The organism is Endozoicomonas sp. ALC020 (genome assembly GCF_049275935.1).
In the GTDB taxonomy this organism is placed as follows: Bacteria; Pseudomonadota; Gammaproteobacteria; order Pseudomonadales; family Endozoicomonadaceae; genus Endozoicomonas_A.
The window spans coordinates 471,118-486,166 of the sequence record NZ_CP184830.1; the positions used below are offsets into that span (position 1 = coordinate 471,118).

Annotated in this window: 12 protein-coding genes; 4 read left to right on the forward strand and 8 right to left on the reverse strand. The window is 46.3% G+C overall.

Annotated features, from left to right (window positions below; genetic code table 11):
* Positions 1 to 30: 30 nt before the first annotated feature.
* Together ACOJUO_RS01710 and ACOJUO_RS01715 are read left to right on the forward strand one after the other, a co-directional pair.
* Positions 31 to 1,341 carry an OmpP1/FadL family transporter gene (locus ACOJUO_RS01710; protein ID WP_422138744.1) on the forward strand — a complete coding sequence of 437 codons (1,311 nt, stop codon included), beginning with the start codon at positions 31 to 33 and terminating at the stop codon, positions 1,339 to 1,341.
* 538 nt (positions 1,342 to 1,879) lie between these two features.
* Entirely contained in the window at positions 1,880 to 3,169 is a 1,290-nt protein-coding gene (locus tag ACOJUO_RS01715; protein ID WP_422138745.1) for an OmpP1/FadL family transporter, read from the forward strand.
* Between the two features lie 90 nt (positions 3,170 to 3,259).
* Here the strand turns inward: ACOJUO_RS01715 and ACOJUO_RS01720 are convergent, their stop codons facing one another.
* The 4 genes from ACOJUO_RS01720 to ACOJUO_RS01735 form a co-directional block, all read right to left on the reverse strand.
* Positions 3,260 to 4,021: an amino acid ABC transporter ATP-binding protein gene (locus ACOJUO_RS01720; RefSeq protein WP_410493919.1), complete on the reverse strand. Its 762-nt coding sequence runs from the start codon at positions 4,019 to 4,021 to the stop codon at positions 3,260 to 3,262.
* Positions 4,022 to 4,060: 39 nt separating this feature from the next.
* Positions 4,061 to 5,149, reverse strand: a complete 1,089-nt coding sequence (locus ACOJUO_RS01725) for an amino acid ABC transporter permease (protein ID WP_422138746.1) — start codon at positions 5,147 to 5,149, stop codon at positions 4,061 to 4,063.
* Positions 5,150 to 5,160: 11 nt separating this feature from the next.
* On the reverse strand, positions 5,161 to 6,339 hold the full coding sequence (locus ACOJUO_RS01730; RefSeq protein WP_422138747.1) for an amino acid ABC transporter permease: 1,179 nt from the start codon (positions 6,337 to 6,339) through the stop codon (positions 5,161 to 5,163).
* 150 nt (positions 6,340 to 6,489) lie between these two features.
* Complete coding sequence (locus ACOJUO_RS01735; RefSeq protein ID WP_422138748.1) at positions 6,490 to 7,515, reverse strand: amino acid ABC transporter substrate-binding protein; 1,026 nt, start codon at positions 7,513 to 7,515, stop codon at positions 6,490 to 6,492.
* Between the two features lie 250 nt (positions 7,516 to 7,765).
* On the opposite strand from ACOJUO_RS01735, the gene folE reads away from it, so the two are divergent.
* On the forward strand, positions 7,766 to 8,323 hold the full coding sequence (folE, locus tag ACOJUO_RS01740) for a GTP cyclohydrolase I FolE (protein ID WP_317145386.1): 558 nt from the start codon (positions 7,766 to 7,768) through the stop codon (positions 8,321 to 8,323).
* A gap of 38 nt (positions 8,324 to 8,361) precedes the next feature.
* Here folE and ACOJUO_RS01745 read toward each other — a convergent pair whose 3' ends face one another.
* Positions 8,362 to 9,819 (reverse strand): RING finger protein, encoded by a 1,458-nt coding sequence (locus tag ACOJUO_RS01745; RefSeq protein ID WP_422138749.1) that lies wholly within the window; start codon positions 9,817 to 9,819, stop codon positions 8,362 to 8,364.
* Between the two features lie 232 nt (positions 9,820 to 10,051).
* Here ACOJUO_RS01745 and ACOJUO_RS01750 point away from each other — a divergent pair, with 232 nt between their 5' ends.
* Positions 10,052 to 10,168 (forward strand): hypothetical protein, encoded by a 117-nt coding sequence (locus tag ACOJUO_RS01750; RefSeq protein WP_422135037.1) that lies wholly within the window; start codon positions 10,052 to 10,054, stop codon positions 10,166 to 10,168.
* Here ACOJUO_RS01750 and ACOJUO_RS01755 read toward each other — a convergent pair.
* The 3 genes from ACOJUO_RS01755 to ACOJUO_RS01765 form a co-directional block, all read right to left on the reverse strand.
* Positions 10,146 to 11,561 carry an RING finger protein gene (locus tag ACOJUO_RS01755; protein ID WP_422138750.1) on the reverse strand — a complete coding sequence of 472 codons (1,416 nt, stop codon included), beginning with the start codon at positions 11,559 to 11,561 and terminating at the stop codon, positions 10,146 to 10,148. The two genes, ACOJUO_RS01750 and ACOJUO_RS01755, sit on opposite strands and share 23 nt — an antisense overlap.
* Before the next feature lie 159 nt (positions 11,562 to 11,720).
* Positions 11,721 to 12,995 (reverse strand): RING finger protein, encoded by a 1,275-nt coding sequence (locus tag ACOJUO_RS01760; protein ID WP_422138751.1) that lies wholly within the window; start codon positions 12,993 to 12,995, stop codon positions 11,721 to 11,723.
* Positions 12,996 to 13,300: 305 nt separating this feature from the next.
* A complete protein-coding gene (locus tag ACOJUO_RS01765; protein ID WP_422135040.1) occupies positions 13,301 to 14,722 on the reverse strand; it encodes an RING finger protein in 1,422 nt (473 codons plus the stop codon).
* Between the last annotated feature and the right edge of the window lie 327 nt (positions 14,723 to 15,049).

Here is a 15,049-nt window from a genome sequence, read left to right on the forward strand (position 1 = left end):
CCTCAGGTCATGCCACCGCCAGGAGTTATAATGAAAAGCCACACTCGTTCCTCGCATTTTTCTCTCTCTCCATTAGCTGTAGCCTCCTCCCTGGCTGTTGCACTTTCAGCAGGTCAGGCGGTAGCCGGTGGATTTGAAAAAGCGACTCTCTGGGATGCCGAATACAGTGCACTAGCAGGTGCTGCTGTGTCTTCTGTTAATGATTCCAGTGCCATCTTCTTTAACCCGGCCGGTCTGGCTTTTGCGGAGTCTGATGATATTGCTCTGCACTTATCTCCTACCTTTAACAAAGTCAGCAGCCCTGCGGATGGTCAGAATTTTACTGAGGGTGATACCGCATTCGCTCCTTCTGCTGGCCTGACAGGACTGACCATACTGAACGACCAGTTCACCCTGGGTTACGGTATTTATGCTGCGGGTGGTTCTGCTGCCAAGTATGAGGATTTAACGGTTGGAACCCTTGCACCCATCACAGACGAATACTCCACAGACATCAAGATTATCGAAGCAGGTTTGGGCTTATCCTATCGCATCAACAACAACTGGTCCGTTGGGGGCACCTATCGCCTTTCATACGTCGCTGCTGATATCAACTTGATGTCAGGTTTAGGCGGAGGGGCAGTAGGTGCTGCAGTAGGTTACAACGACTTGACCGGTTTCAATACCTTTGCAGTCCGCTTGGGCGCGATGTATCGCTCTGATGACGACCGCTGGGGTTGGGGCATCAACTACCGCTCTGAAGTAGATATTGAAGTAGATGGTAAGACATCTTTCAGATCAGGCGCTCCCGGATTTGGTGGCGAAGTACCTCTTGACTTCAACAATCTTGATGCCACTGCAGAAACAGGACTGCCCATGCAGATTTCTACCGGTATTGATTACCAGGTAGCTCCACACTGGACCCTGTTCGGTGAGATTACATACACTGATTACAGCAACAACGAACAGATCAAGTTCAGCTCAGATGATACTAGCAGCCTTCCTGTACCTGCAATCAACTCCAACTGGGAAGATCAGTACAACTACCGCGTTGCTGCCGAGTACACGGGCATTGAGAACTGGGCTCTGAGAGCAGGTTACATTTATACAACAGCTGTTGTACCTGAAGAATATGCTGCCCCCACCTTCTCAAGCCCAGCCGACGCTCACACTTTCACTGTAGGTGCCGGAACCAGCATTCTTGATGGACAGGTAGACCTGGACTTTGCTGCTGTCTACGACACCGTTGAGAATGACGATGTAAAAGGCGGTGGTCAGCTGACCAGCTCCAGCCAGTCTCACGCAGGTAAATATGAATCCTACTCTTACTCCTTCCATGCTTCTGCAACTTACCGCTTCTAAGTCGGTTTGTTAGACGCATAATAGACAAGGCCGCTGATCTAAAGTCTGCGGCCTTGTTTTTTTCTTAGATCATTATTTAATCCCCTCAGCCCAATAGATGTTTACCCTCTCATTAATACAGTTAATGTATTAATCACTCGATTCGACCTCATTATCGTCACTGGATGAATGCTCCCTACTAATCAAGGTGTATTGAATTAGTTGCAATCATAAATTGAATAATATTCGAATCATAATTAACAAGACGATTCACCCTGAATCAACAATTCAGAAATAGAGTTACTGCTTGCCATAGTTTCAAAAGCTTGTTTTTAAGCACCTTTAAACCGCTTATTAATAGCTAATTATTTACAAAAAAATAACATTAATTTCGATTAAGAATAAATAAAATAGCCCTCGTTCGACCAGCGAACCAGCAAAAATCCACAAGAGCTCACAAGGTTCGCAATCAGGCAGATTGATGTCACTTGTTAATAAAAAGAAATCCTTTTTTAAAACAGGGAGCTGCCTGAGGTCTTGCCACCATTAAGGAGTAATAATGAAAAGCCCTACACGTTCCTCGCCTTTTTTCCTCGTTTCAACTCTCGCTGTTGCTGTTTCTTCAGGTCACGCGGTAGCCGGTGGTTTTGAGAAAGCGACTCTCTGGGATGCCGAATACAGTGCACTGGCAGGTGCAGCCGTTTCTTCTGTCGATGATTCCAGTGCCATCTTCTTCAACCCGGCCGGTATGGCTTTTGCGGAGTCCAATGATATTGCTCTGCATGTGTCTCCTACCTTTACTCAGGTAAATGGTCCTGCGGATGGAGATACTTTTATTGAAGGTGAAACCAACTTTTCCCCTGCGGGCGGCCTGACAGGTCTGTACAAACTGAACGACAAGTTCACTATGGGTTATGGTGTTTATGCTTCTGGTGGTGCTGCTGCCAAGTATGAAGATGTAACGGTTGGAAGCCTTGCATCCGTCACTGACGACTACTCTACTGACATAAAGATTATTGAAGCGGGTCTGGGATTATCTTATCGCATCAACAGAAACTGGTCCGTTGGGGGTACTTATCGCCTGACCTACGCCACTGCCGATATCAACATGGTGTCAGCGTTAGGTCCGGTAGGTGTTGCAGTGGGCTACAACGACATGAGCGGTTTCAATACCTTCGGTGTCCGTTTGGGAGCCATGTACCGTTCTGACGACAACCGCTGGGGCTGGGGTATCAACTACCGCTCTGAAGTAGATATTGAAGCAGACGGTAAAGCATCTTTCAGATCGGGCTCTCCTTCAATTAGCCCAATAGATGACTATAGCGATGTTGATGCGACCGCAGAAACCGCACTGCCCATGCAGATCTCTACCGGTATCGATTATCAGGTAGCTCCACACTGGACACTGTTCGGTGAGATTACATACTCTGAGTACAGTAACAACGAACAGATCAAGTTTACCTCCGATGATGCCCCTGCCACTGGTCTAGCTGTACCAGCAATCAACACCAACTGGGAAGACCAGTACAACTACCGCATTGCTGCCGAATACACTGGCATTGAAAACTGGGCCCTGAGAGCAGGTTACATTTATACAACAGCTGTTGTACCAGAAGAATATGCTGCACCCACCTTCTCTACTCCATCCAATGCCCATAGTTTTACTCTGGGTGCCGGAACCAGCATTCTTGATGGACAGGTAGATCTGGACTTTGCGGCTGTCTACGACACCGTTGAGAATGACGATGTCAAAGGTGGTGGTGATCTGACTGACACTACTACATCCTACGCGGGCAAGTATGAATCCAGCTCATACTCCCTCCATGCATCTGCAACTTACCGTTTCTAAGCCGGTTTTTCAGTAGAAACATAACAAGGCCGCTGATCTTTCGATCAGCGGCCTTGTTGTTTGGAATTCACACTGAATTCAAACAGGCAATTAGTGATTAAGAATCTGCCCCAAAAACTCCCTGCTACGCTCGGACTTCGGATTATTAAAGAAGACTTCCGGTGTCGCCTCTTCCACGATTTGCCCCTGATCCATAAAGATCATGCGGTCCGCTACCGTTTTGGCAAAGCCCATTTCATGGGTCACGCAAAGCATGGTCATGCCTTCATTGGCCAGCTCAATCATGACGTCCAGTACTTCCTTGATCATCTCCGGGTCCAGTGCCGAAGTGGGCTCGTCAAACAACATGATTTCCGGGTTCATGCACAGGCTTCGGGCAATTGCCACACGCTGCTGCTGACCTCCCGAGAGTTGTCCGGGATATTTATCCGCCTGATCGGGAATACGGACGCGCTCCAGGTATTCCATCGCTGTTTTTTCCGCTTCTTTTTTAGCGGTTTTTCTGACCCAGAGCGGCGCCAGCGTGCAGTTTTCAAGCACCGTCAGATGAGGGAACAGATTAAACTGCTGAAACACCATACCGACTTCACGACGGACCTTCTCTATATTTTTCAGGTCCCGGGTCAGCTCTGTGCCATCAACAATAATCTGGCCTTCCTGATGCTCTTCCAGCGCATTGATGCAGCGAATCAACGTCGACTTACCCGAGCCGGAAGGCCCGCAGATCACGATCTTTTCGCCACGCACCACATCCAGATTAATATCTCTGAGGACATGAAAGCTGTCGTACCATTTATTAACCCCATTCAACCTGATGACAGGACTTGCAGGGTCTTTAACTTCCCGGACCATCTTATCCATGAAGACCTCTCATTTTCATTATTCTTGAATTCAATTCTTTTCCAGGCGCTGGCTGTATTTGGACATACCAAAACAGAACAACCAGAACACAAATCCGGCAAACAGATAACCTTCTACGGCACTGCCCAGCCACTCGGGGTCATTCAGGGCCGCCTGAACAATCGAAAGCAGATCAAACAGACCAATCACCAATACCAGACTGGTGTCTTTGAACAGGGCAATAAAGGTATTCACAATGCCGGGAATCACCAGACGAACAGCCTGGGGCAGCACCACCAGCAACATACTCTGCCAGTAGCCCATTCCGAGACTCTGACAGGCTTCTACCTGGCCTCTTGGAATCGCCTGCAATCCACCCCGCACCACTTCTGCCATATAAGCTGACTGGAACATGACGATGCCAATCAGGGCCCGAACCAGTTTGTCGAAAACAATTTCTTCCGGAACAAACAGAGGCAGCATAACCGACGCCATAAACAGGACAGTAATCAGCGGAACGCCACGCCAAAGTTCAATATAGGCGGTACAGAAAGTTCTGATAACCGGCATGGAAGATCGTCTGCCAAGGGCCAGCAAAACGCCTACCGGTAGTGATGCCAACATGCCATAAAGCGCCAGCACCAGTGTCACCATCAAACCACCCCACTTGTGGGTTTCAACCTCGGGCAGACCGAAGTAGCCTCCGGACAGCACCAGCCAGGAGGTCACAGGCAACACCAGCAGCCCCACGCCCAATGCCAGCTTCTTGCCGGGTATGGCCGGGATCATCAGCCAACCCAGAATCAGTGCCAACTGCGCAAAAAACAGATTCACCCGCCAGATTTCACTCTCGGGATAGAAGCCGTAAATAAACTGATCCAGTCGTGCAGTAACAAAAGCCCAGCAGGCACCATCGACATTACAGGCCGAGCGGCTTTCGCCCGTCCAGGTGGCGTCCATGACCGCCCACTGCCAAAAGGGAGGAAGGATCAGATAGAGTCCGTAAATAATGGTCAGTGTCATCAGTGACTGTAAGGGCGTCGCAAACAGCTTCTCCCGCATCCAGCCTAATACACCCCTCGAGTTGACCGGGGGCTCTCTTGCAGGAATCATTTTTTCTTCCATCTTCGTGCTCTTCATAAAGAGAGTCCTTATCGCTCTATCAGCGATACCCAGCGGTTATACAAGTTCATCAAGACGGAGACGGTCAGACTGATCGTGAGATAAACGGCCATGGTCATAGCAATCACCTCAACGGCCTGACCGGTCTGGTTCAGTGTGGTTCCCGCAAATACACTAACAAGATCCGGATAACCTATAGCCGTCGCCAGTGAAGAGTTCTTGATCAGGTTCAGGTACTGATTGGTCAGGGGCGGAATAATCACCCGCATGGCCTGGGGAATCACCACCAGACTCAAAACTCTGCGGGGCTTGAGACCCAGTGCCGCAGCGGCTTCCTTCTGACCTTTGCTGACGGACTCGATACCAGAACGAACGACTTCAGCAATAAAAGCCGCAGTATAAATACTCAGAGCAAACCAGAGTGCAGCCAGTTCGGGGATTAAAACCAGACCACCAGAGAAATTAAAACCTTTTAATTCCGGTATCTCCCATTGCAACTGTGCATCTACCAGAAAGCTGGTCACCAGTGGAATCAGCACAACGAATGAAGCCATTGCCAGCTTGATAAAAAGAATCGTTCGCCCGTTGTTTTCGCCATGTTGACGGTTAGACAACCATGGGCGCATAAAGAATCTCAACGTCAGAACAACAGCCAGACAAGCGACGAACACCCAGACAACCGTCACCATGCCAGCATTGAATTCGGGCCAGGGAAGAGAGATACCACGGACATTAAGAAAGACGGCATCAAACAGGCTGATGCTTTGACGGGGGTTGGGCAGAATGCCCAGAACCGCAAAGTACCAGAAGAAAATCTGCAGCAGCAGGGGAATATTCCGGAAAACCTCAATATAAATACTGGCCATTTTTGACAGCAGCCAGTTAGAGGAGAGGCGGGCGACACCGATCAGGAATCCAAGAACGGTGGCAAAGATAACGCCCAGCAATGAGACCAGCAGAGTATTGAGCAAACCCACCAGAAAGGTTCTGCCAAAGGTGTGGCTTTCGTCGTACTCCACCAGCGTCTGGATAATGCCAAAACCTGCGGATTGGGATAAAAAATCAAAGCCGGTACTGATACCGCGATGCTCTAAATTCGACAGGGTATTGTTCACTACCCAGGCGACCATTGCCACGACGGCAAGGATCAACAGAACCTGAAAAAGAACAGCCCGCCAGACCGGGTCTCGCCAGAGTCTTACTAACATAGGGTGCCTTTTTTATTAGCCATGAACAATCCTTTCATGGCTTTACTTTTATTTTGCTAAAGGTATTTTGCCAGAGGTATTTTACTATAGGCATCTGATAGCAGAAGGCTGACAACCCTCTTTATTGGGGCTGTCGGCCTTTCAGAACTCTTAGCGGAAAGGAGGTGCGTAGAGAATACCGCCCTGGTTCCACTGGGCATTGAGGCCACGCTCAATCTTCAGAGGAGAGGATGCACCGATATTACGCTCAAAGACTTCACCGTAGTTACCCACTTGCTTCACTACCTGGTAAGCCCAGTCGTCCTTGAGACCCATGCCTTTGCCTTTTGGACCTTCAATGCCCAACAAACGGCGAACGGAAGGATCGGTTGAGGACTTGCTCTTATCGATATTGGCTGAAGTCAGACCCAGTTCTTCGGCATTGATCATAGCGAACAGAGACCACTTCACAATGTTAAACCATTGATCATCACCCTGACGAACCAGTGGCCCCAGAGGCTCTTTCGAAATCACTTCGGGAAGAACGACAGCCTGATCCGGCTTGGACAGACGCAGTCTCAGGGCATAAAGCTGGGATTGGTCAGAAGTCAGGACATCACAACGACCTGAATCAAAACCTTTGGCCGTACCGTCGGAGGTATCAAAGACAACAGGCTGGTATTTCATGCCATTGGTGCGGAAATAATCGGCCAGGTTCAGCTCGGTAGTCGTACCGGACTGAATGCAGATCGCAGCACCATCCAGTTGTTTGGCACTGGTCACACCCAGCTCTTTTTTCACCAGAAAACCCTGACCATCGTAATAACTGACACCGGCAAAGTTGAGACCCAGCGACGCGTCACGGGTGAGTGTCCAGGTGGTATTACGGGAAAGCATGTCAATTTCACCAGACTGCAGAGCGGTAAAACGCTCTTTGGCGGTCAGGGGAATGAATTTAACCTTGGAGGCGTCACCCAGTACCGCAGCGGCTACGCCACGACAGACATCGACATCAATGCCGGACCACTTGCCTTTCTCATCAGGTGTCGCAAAACCCGGCAGACCGGTGTTTACACCACAACTCAGGTAACCTTTGCTTAACACGGTTTCCAGGGTACCGCTATCGATCTCAGCCTGAGCACCGGTAGCTGCCAGCATAAGAACAGGTGCAACCCATTTTTTGAGTTTTCTTATCATAATCGATCCCGTTTGTTATTTTTTTACTACTTTACAGTAGGCATCTGATACTCGCTGTAACTTACCTAGATTGAGCAGAGCTGACAAGTCCGCCAACAAATAAATCTCTCAGAGACTCAAACCGTTCCACATGGCCCCCTTTATGTTAAACTCTGGCCAATTTTTTACATGAACTACCCATGAAGGACAGACAGTATCCGCCCCCTGCCCTCTTCATGCCACTACTTTTCATGTCACTATTGAGCGATCCATGACCGAACATCTGAGCGAACATTACAAAGCCATTCTCGAATCCCTGGGAGAAGATATTCACCGTGATGGCCTGAGAGAAACCCCGAAACGTGCCGCCAAGGCCATGCAGTTCCTGACACGCGGTTATGAGCAAAGCCTTGAGGATATTGTCAATAACGCGGTGTTCGAGTCCGATATCAGCGAAATGGTGGTCGTCAGGGATATTGAACTCTACTCCATGTGCGAACACCACATGCTGCCCTTTATTGGCAAGTGCCACATTGGTTACATCCCTGATGGCAAAGTGCTGGGCTTGTCCAAGTTCGCCCGCATCGTGGATATGTTTGCCCGTCGTCTACAGATTCAGGAAAACATGACCAGGCAGATTGCCGACGCAATTGTTGAAGCTACGGGTGCAAAAGGGGTGGGTGTTGTCATTGAAGCCAAACACATGTGTATGATGATGCGTGGTGTCGAAAAGCAGAACTCTTCCATGACCTCCTCTGTCATGCTGGGCCTGATGCGTGAAAACCAGCCTTCCCGTCAGGAATTCCTGCAGTTTATCCGTAACAAATAATCCGCTGTCGTATAAGGGAGCCTTAACGGCTCCCCTTTTCAGGGCCGTGGCACGAGGTATATATTCCTGTAAGATTGCGTTATTTTCCGACAAATGGGACACCCCCGCTGCTCCCGTATAAATCGCTCAGCACAATTCTTGCACAAACCAGCGTGTCCACAAGGCTCTAGTGCCGTCATTTCATGCGGTGGTTCGAAACAAACTGGACATTTAGCGGTTTCACCTGGAGTGCCCCCAACGGCTCCAGCTTCCTCAGTTAGAGTTTGGCTTGCTAATTCCTGTCTCAGCTGGGCTATCAGTTCATTTTGTTGTTGAATGACTACAGCCGGGTTTTGCTGCGCAGAATCTGGATCCTCACCAGAAGCCTCAAACTCAACTTCAAACTCCCTGCTGTCGTCTGAACCTCGAAAATAATTCGATAGATAGTCCAGATTTTCTGACGATTCTGCCTGCACTGGCACAGAGGGTGTGGTGCAAATACCCATAATAGCCTCTGTAAACTCTTGCATACCCTCCATGGTAAACATGACCTGAGGTACAGGGCGTAAATGCCCAGTGGGGCAAAAACCAGCCAAGTTCCAGTAGATAGTAGCCATAATCTCGTAGGGTAAGTACCCTCGCAGCAATGCTTCCAGTGTCCCCGGCCATTCCCGCCCTGAGTTGATGCTGTGGAAAGCTGCTGATGCCATTGCAGTCAGACCAATTAGAAGTGCTATTTCCGTGTCGAATCCGGCTGCCATAAATTGACCGGCAATGCTGCTCGGTGAACTGTATTCATTAATATTTTCAGAAAGCCAACCAAGGAAAAATGCCCGATTGTAGGTTATTCCGGTATATCTCTTACGCAGCACGGTAAAATAGTTAGTAAAGTCATTGCCAGAAAGAAAATGAGGACCAAGAAAAGCCAGAAGCATCAGGACTAAATTGTTATTAAGTCCAACATGATTGGACTGACTTGCTCCCCAATCTGAAGAGAAATAATGAAAATAAGGATTTCTCCAGCCACCTCTCATTACAGACGAAAAAAAATGTTCAAAGAGGCTTTGTGCTATTGCTTTAATTAGCGCCTTCTTGTCAGGACTTTGTACATTGGTCTGATTTATATTTATAGCGAACATATAATGTATTAGTCTCAGCACTCTTTGAATGCGAGTTTTTTGATCATATCCATCGTGAGTCCTGTTCACATAATGAAAATAAAATCTGATCAGACGTCCAAAATCTTGCTCATCAACCTCGTAATTTCCGCTGATTTCAAATCGCTCATCTCCAGACAGGTCGTCAGAGGTTAAATTAAGTCCGACAAAACCAATGCGGATGTTTTCAAATGGGCTTTGATCAGCGTGCCTTTGTTGTTCGTTTAAAGGTGGATTTGTGTTTGCCTTACGATACCTGCGAAATTCTTCAAGGCCGTAGGTGTCGTTTGCCAGCACCTGCTGATAAAAAAACAAAAATACTGAAAACAAAAGTGTCTTTAAGGCACATCCTATGGTCATACTCTCACCTGCATTCGTTAAAACAGCTGCACAACTATTAATGAGCTTTACGTGAGCCCCCCCTCAGTGCCTATTTATATAGGCCATGGAGACCCATAGAAAAAGCTGACCCGGATGTTGCCATTACAGCAATCGCCTCAAGCCTGCTCTCGGGTGTATCCCGATGGAGAGAAAGCAGTGACTTTTTAGCCGGACAGAAGATGGGGCAAACAGCATTAGTCTGCTCCAGACATTGATCGTCAGTTGTCTTCTTGCAGGCATTGATCCATACAACTACTTCGTAGATTTGCTCCAGCGCATCAGGCAATCTGGCACTGTGCACACATTCAAGGAAGAGACATGTCGATAACTCTAATGACTGATAAGCTAGCTTCCCGACAAAAGGGACAGTCCCTCTGCTCGTTTATAATTCGCTCAGCACAATTCTTGCAGAAACCAGCATGCCCGCAACTTTGTAACAGCATAATGTCTTCCAGTGGTGTGCGACATAGTGGGCATTTTTTGACTGCTCCTGAGGCTCCTCCAACTGCACCAGCTTCCCCCCTCTCGGACTGGATTGCTAATTCCCGTCGCAGTTCGGCTATCAGTTCATTTTGTTGTTGAATGACTTTTGACGCATCCTCATGCTCCGTATCTGTTTCCTCAATATGACCATCACTGTCCGAGCTCTCAGAAGAATCCACTGAGTGGCCCCGCCTTTCTGGCGGTGATACAGGTGTGGGGTCAATACCCAAAATACTGTGTGTAAACTCATGCATACCATTCACGGTAAACATAACGATAGGTACTGGATACGATCGTCCAGCGTGGCAATGAATGACTATATTTCTGTAGACAACATCCAGAAGATCGTATGGCAAGTAATTTATCAACAAGGTTTCCAGAGTCTCTTGCCATTCCCGTCCTGAATTAATGCGCTGGATAGCCGCTGATGCCATTGCAGTTAATCCGATTAAAAGTGCTGTTCCTGCGTCCAATTCAGCTGTATCTAATTGATTGGCAAGACTTTGCGGAGAATGATATTCATTAATATTTACAGAAAGTAATTCACGTTCAAATGCATGATAGTAGCTTGTTCTGGTGTAACTGTTATGCAGCACTTTAAAGTGGTCATATAATTCATTCTGTAAAAGAAAATGGGGACCAAGAAAAGTCATCAGAAATAAATCTTTATTAACATCGTCATAACTGTAATGACTCGCTGTAAATTCAAAATCATAATAATGGAAATAATGTTCACTCCCGCCATTTATACTTTCAGACAAAAAGTTTTTCTCAAAGAGGCTTTCTGCTATTGCATTTATTCTTCGTTTATCTTCGGGGTTTTTCCCATTAGTCCTATTTATATTTATAGTGAATATAAAATTCATTAGTCTCAGTATTCTTTGAATGCGAAGTTTTCGAGATTGTTCAGTCACGTTCACATAATCAAAATAAAAGTTATTCAAACGATTAAAGTCTTGCTCAGAAATCTCGTAATCATCACAGATTTCCAGTCGCTCATCTCCCGATACAGTGTCAGAAGCTAAATTAAGCCTGACAAAACCAATACGAATGTTTTCAAGAGGGGGTATGGCGGGCTGACCTGTGCAACTTTGTTGTTTTTCTGAAGGCGGTTTCCAGTTTTTCTTTTGATGCTGGCGGAATTCTTCAAGGTCATAGGTGTCGTTTGCCAGCCCCTGCTGATAAAAAAACAAAAACACTGAAAACACAAGCATCTTTAAGGCACATTCTATGGTCATACTTCCACCTGAATTCCTTGAAAAAGCTGCCATCCGATCTCGACAAATAGCGGGGTCTGAACCCCGCTCGAACGCTTTCTCTTGATAATGGGTACAAACTGACTCTATCGTTCCCATGGAGTCAGAGTATCAGGCAATAAACTTGCACTGCATACACATTCAATGAGGGGGCATTAAGAATATCTTTCTAAATGATTCAGGTTCTTTCCGACAAACAGGACATCCCCTCTGCTCCCGAACAAATCGCTCAGCACAAACCCTGCATAAACCCGCGTGTCCACAAGTTTCTAATAACGTTATTTCTTGCAGTGGTTCGAAGCAAACCGGACATTCTATGACTTTTTCTGGGGCTCCTCCCACTGCACCGGCTTCCTCCGCTCTGTCTTGGCTTGCTATTTCCTGTCGTAATTGGGCTATCAGTTCATTTTGTTGCTGAATGACTATTGACTGATCCTGATGCCCGGAATCCAGCTCCTCACCAGGCTCCTCAACCTCATTGTCTGAATCCAGTGAATAATCCGATTGATAGTCCAGGCTTTCTGACGATGATGCCGATGATATTGCAGGTTCAGGGTTAATAGCCAAAATACTATGCGTAAAATCTTGCCTGCCACTCAAGGTGTACATAACCGTAGGGACAGGGAAGATGCGTCCGTTGTGGCAAAGGCTGGCTAAATTGTTGTAGATAATGGCCAGAAGTTCGTCTGGCAAGTGACTCATCAACAAGGTTTCCAGTGTCTCTGGCCATAACTGTTCTGAATTTAAGCACCGGGAAGCGGCTGGTGCCATTGCGGTTAAGCCAATTAGAAGTGCTGTTTCTGTGTCCAGTGCGGCTGCAGTCAATTGATTGGCAATGCTTTGCGGAGAATTATATTCATTGACATCTCCAGCAAGCAGCTCACAGGAGAATGCTCGACCGTAGCTTTTTTTGGTATAGCGTCTTTGAAGCACGCTAAACCATTCAGACAAGTCAAACCGGGAAAGATAATGGGGACCAAGAAAAGCAAGAAACATCAAGATTAAACCGTTATTAACACCTGCATTATAAGACCTATCGTCTGCTGAAACTGAATGAAAATAAAGGAAATAAGGATTGCTTCGCCCGTTTACATTGTCAGATAAAAACATTTGCACAAAGAGGCTTTTTGCCATTGTATTTATTAATTCTTTCTCTGCCGGGCTTTGTCCCATGAACGTATTCATATTGATATCGAACATACGGTGTATGAGTCTCAGTGCCGTTAGAATATGTGTTTTTCGATAGTTAGGATCACCTATGTTCATATAGTTAAAAAAAAAGTTTAGCAGTCGTTGAAAGTCCTGTTCAGAAACCTCGTAATTTTCACAGATTTCCAGTCGCACATCTCCAAACAAATCGTCAGATTCTAAATTAAGCCTGACAAAGCCAATGCGTATGTTTTCAAGTGGGCCCATGACAGGTCGGCCTGATTGCCTCTGTTTTTTCTTTGAAGGCGGTTTCCAGTTTGTTTTTTGATACTCGCGAAATCTTTCAAGATCATAACTATCGTTTGCCAGCCCCTGGTGAGAAAAAAACAACAACATTGAAAACAAAAGTGTCTTTAAGGAACATGGTCTTACCATACTTTCACCTGTATTCGTTATAACAGCTGCACTGCTATTAATGAGTTTTGTATGAGCGTCCCTGGCAACTACTTATGGTCATAATGACCAATAAAGAAAGCTTATTCTGATGCAGCCGGAGAGATGACAACCCATTTTCAATGAGAAGACATATCTAAAACCCTCTTGTATGATTCCGATTTTACCCGACAAAAGGGACAGCCGGTCTGCTCCCGTATAATTCGCTCAATACAAATCTGGCACAAACCAGCGTGTTCACAACTTTTAAAACCCATTACTTCTTGCAGTGGCTCGTGACAAACTCCACATTTTTTGGTGACTCCTGCTGCTCCTCCAATTGCACCCGCTTCCTCCGTTGCAGTTTGGCTTGACAACTCACTTCGTAACTGGGCTATCAGTTCATTTTGTTGTTGAATGACTATTGATTGATCCTGATGCTCAGGATCCGATACCTCAAGAAAAAACTCAGTCTCTGAACTCTCAGAATAATCCGATCGATTGTCCGGGCTTTCTGACGATAATGCGTGGGGGTCAATACCTATAATACTGTGTGTAAACTCTTGCATACCGCCCGCTGTAAACATAACCATAGGTATAGTGTACGATGACACAGGATGACAATGGTCGTCTATATTGCTGTAGATAACGGCCAAAAGTTCGTCTGGCAAGTGTCTTCGTAACAAAGCTTCCAGTGTCTCATGCCATTCCAGTCCTAAATGCATGTGCCGAAAAGCTGATGCTGCCATTACAGTCAAACCGATTAAAAGTGCTATACCTGCGTCCAATTCAGCTGCTTTTAATTGATTGGCAAGACTTTGCGGAGAGTCATATTCATTGATATTTTCAGAAAGCAATTCACGGTCGAATGCTTGCTCGCAGCTTTTTTCGCTATAGCTATTATGAAGTACGTCAAAGTAGGCATATAAGTCATTCTGAAAAAGAAAGTGGGGCCCAAGAAAAGCAAGATACATCAGGACTAAATCATTATTAACACCGAGAAAATTCGACTGATTTTCTATCGAATCCGGATAGAAATAATGGAAATAAGGATTGATTCTGTCGTTTACCCTGACAGACAAAAACTTTTTTTCAAAAAGTCTTGTTGCTTTTGCATTTGCCAACGGTTTCTTTTCCGGGCTTTGTTTATTGATCATATTTATGTTCATAGCGAATATACGATTCAACAGTCTAAGTACTCTTTGAATGCGATCTTTTCGATGCTGAAGCTCACCCATATTCACATAATCAAAATAAAAGTTGTTCAGCCGATTAAAGTCTTGCTCATCAACTTCGTAATCTTCACAGATTTCCAGCCGTCTATCTCCAGATACATCGTCAGATTCCAGATCGAGTCTTACATAACCAATACGGATGTTTTCAAGTGTGCTCACTGCGGGTTGACCTGTAAGCCTTTGTTGTTTTTTTGAAGGCGGCTGGCAGTTTGTCATATGATGCTGGCGAAATTCTTCAAGGTTATAGGTATCATTTGCCACCCCCTGCTGATAAAAAAACAAAAACACTAAAAACAAAAGCGTCTTTAAGGCGCATAGCATGGCCATACTTTCTCCTTCACTGATTGAAACAGATGTACCACTACCAATAATGAGCCTTGTGTGAGCGTCCTCGGCACATATTTATACTGGCTACGGAGAGCAATAGAAAAAGCTGATCCGGATGTGACCATTGACGCTAATCATATGTAGTCTAGCCTCTGATGTATCCCGATGGGGAGAAAGAACTGACTTTTTTGGCTGAACAAAAAGAACGTTCAGATAACCCTGCCCTGTTCCAGACATTATTTGTCAGCTGTCTTCTTTAAGGCATTAATCCTTACAAATACTTCGTCGATGTGCTTCAAAGCGCCAGGCAATAGACCGGCACTGTTC

Bases quoted from the DNA above. Each gene is read 5' to 3' on its own strand.
- ACOJUO_RS01710 (WP_422138744.1), top strand. From the start codon at position 31: ATGAAAAGCCACACTCGTTCCTCGCATTTTTCTCTCTCTCCATTAGCT.
- ACOJUO_RS01765 (WP_422135040.1), bottom strand. From the start codon at position 14,722: ATGGCCATGCTATGCGCCTTAAAGACGCTTTTGTTTTTAGTGTTTTTG.
- ACOJUO_RS01745 (WP_422138749.1), bottom strand. From the start codon at position 9,819: ATGACCATAGGATGTGCCTTAAAGACACTTTTGTTTTCAGTATTTTTG.
- ACOJUO_RS01715 (WP_422138745.1), top strand. From the start codon at position 1,880: ATGAAAAGCCCTACACGTTCCTCGCCTTTTTTCCTCGTTTCAACTCTC.
- ACOJUO_RS01760 (WP_422138751.1), bottom strand. From the start codon at position 12,995: ATGGGCCCACTTGAAAACATACGCATTGGCTTTGTCAGGCTTAATTTA.
- ACOJUO_RS01735 (WP_422138748.1), bottom strand. From the start codon at position 7,515: ATGATAAGAAAACTCAAAAAATGGGTTGCACCTGTTCTTATGCTGGCA.
- ACOJUO_RS01725 (WP_422138746.1), bottom strand. From the start codon at position 5,149: ATGAAGAGCACGAAGATGGAAGAAAAAATGATTCCTGCAAGAGAGCCC.
- ACOJUO_RS01755 (WP_422138750.1), bottom strand. From the start codon at position 11,561: ATGACCATAGAATGTGCCTTAAAGATGCTTGTGTTTTCAGTGTTTTTG.
- ACOJUO_RS01720 (WP_410493919.1), bottom strand. From the start codon at position 4,021: ATGGTCCGGGAAGTTAAAGACCCTGCAAGTCCTGTCATCAGGTTGAAT.
- ACOJUO_RS01730 (WP_422138747.1), bottom strand. From the start codon at position 6,339: ATGTTAGTAAGACTCTGGCGAGACCCGGTCTGGCGGGCTGTTCTTTTT.
- folE (WP_317145386.1), top strand. From the start codon at position 7,766: ATGACCGAACATCTGAGCGAACATTACAAAGCCATTCTCGAATCCCTG.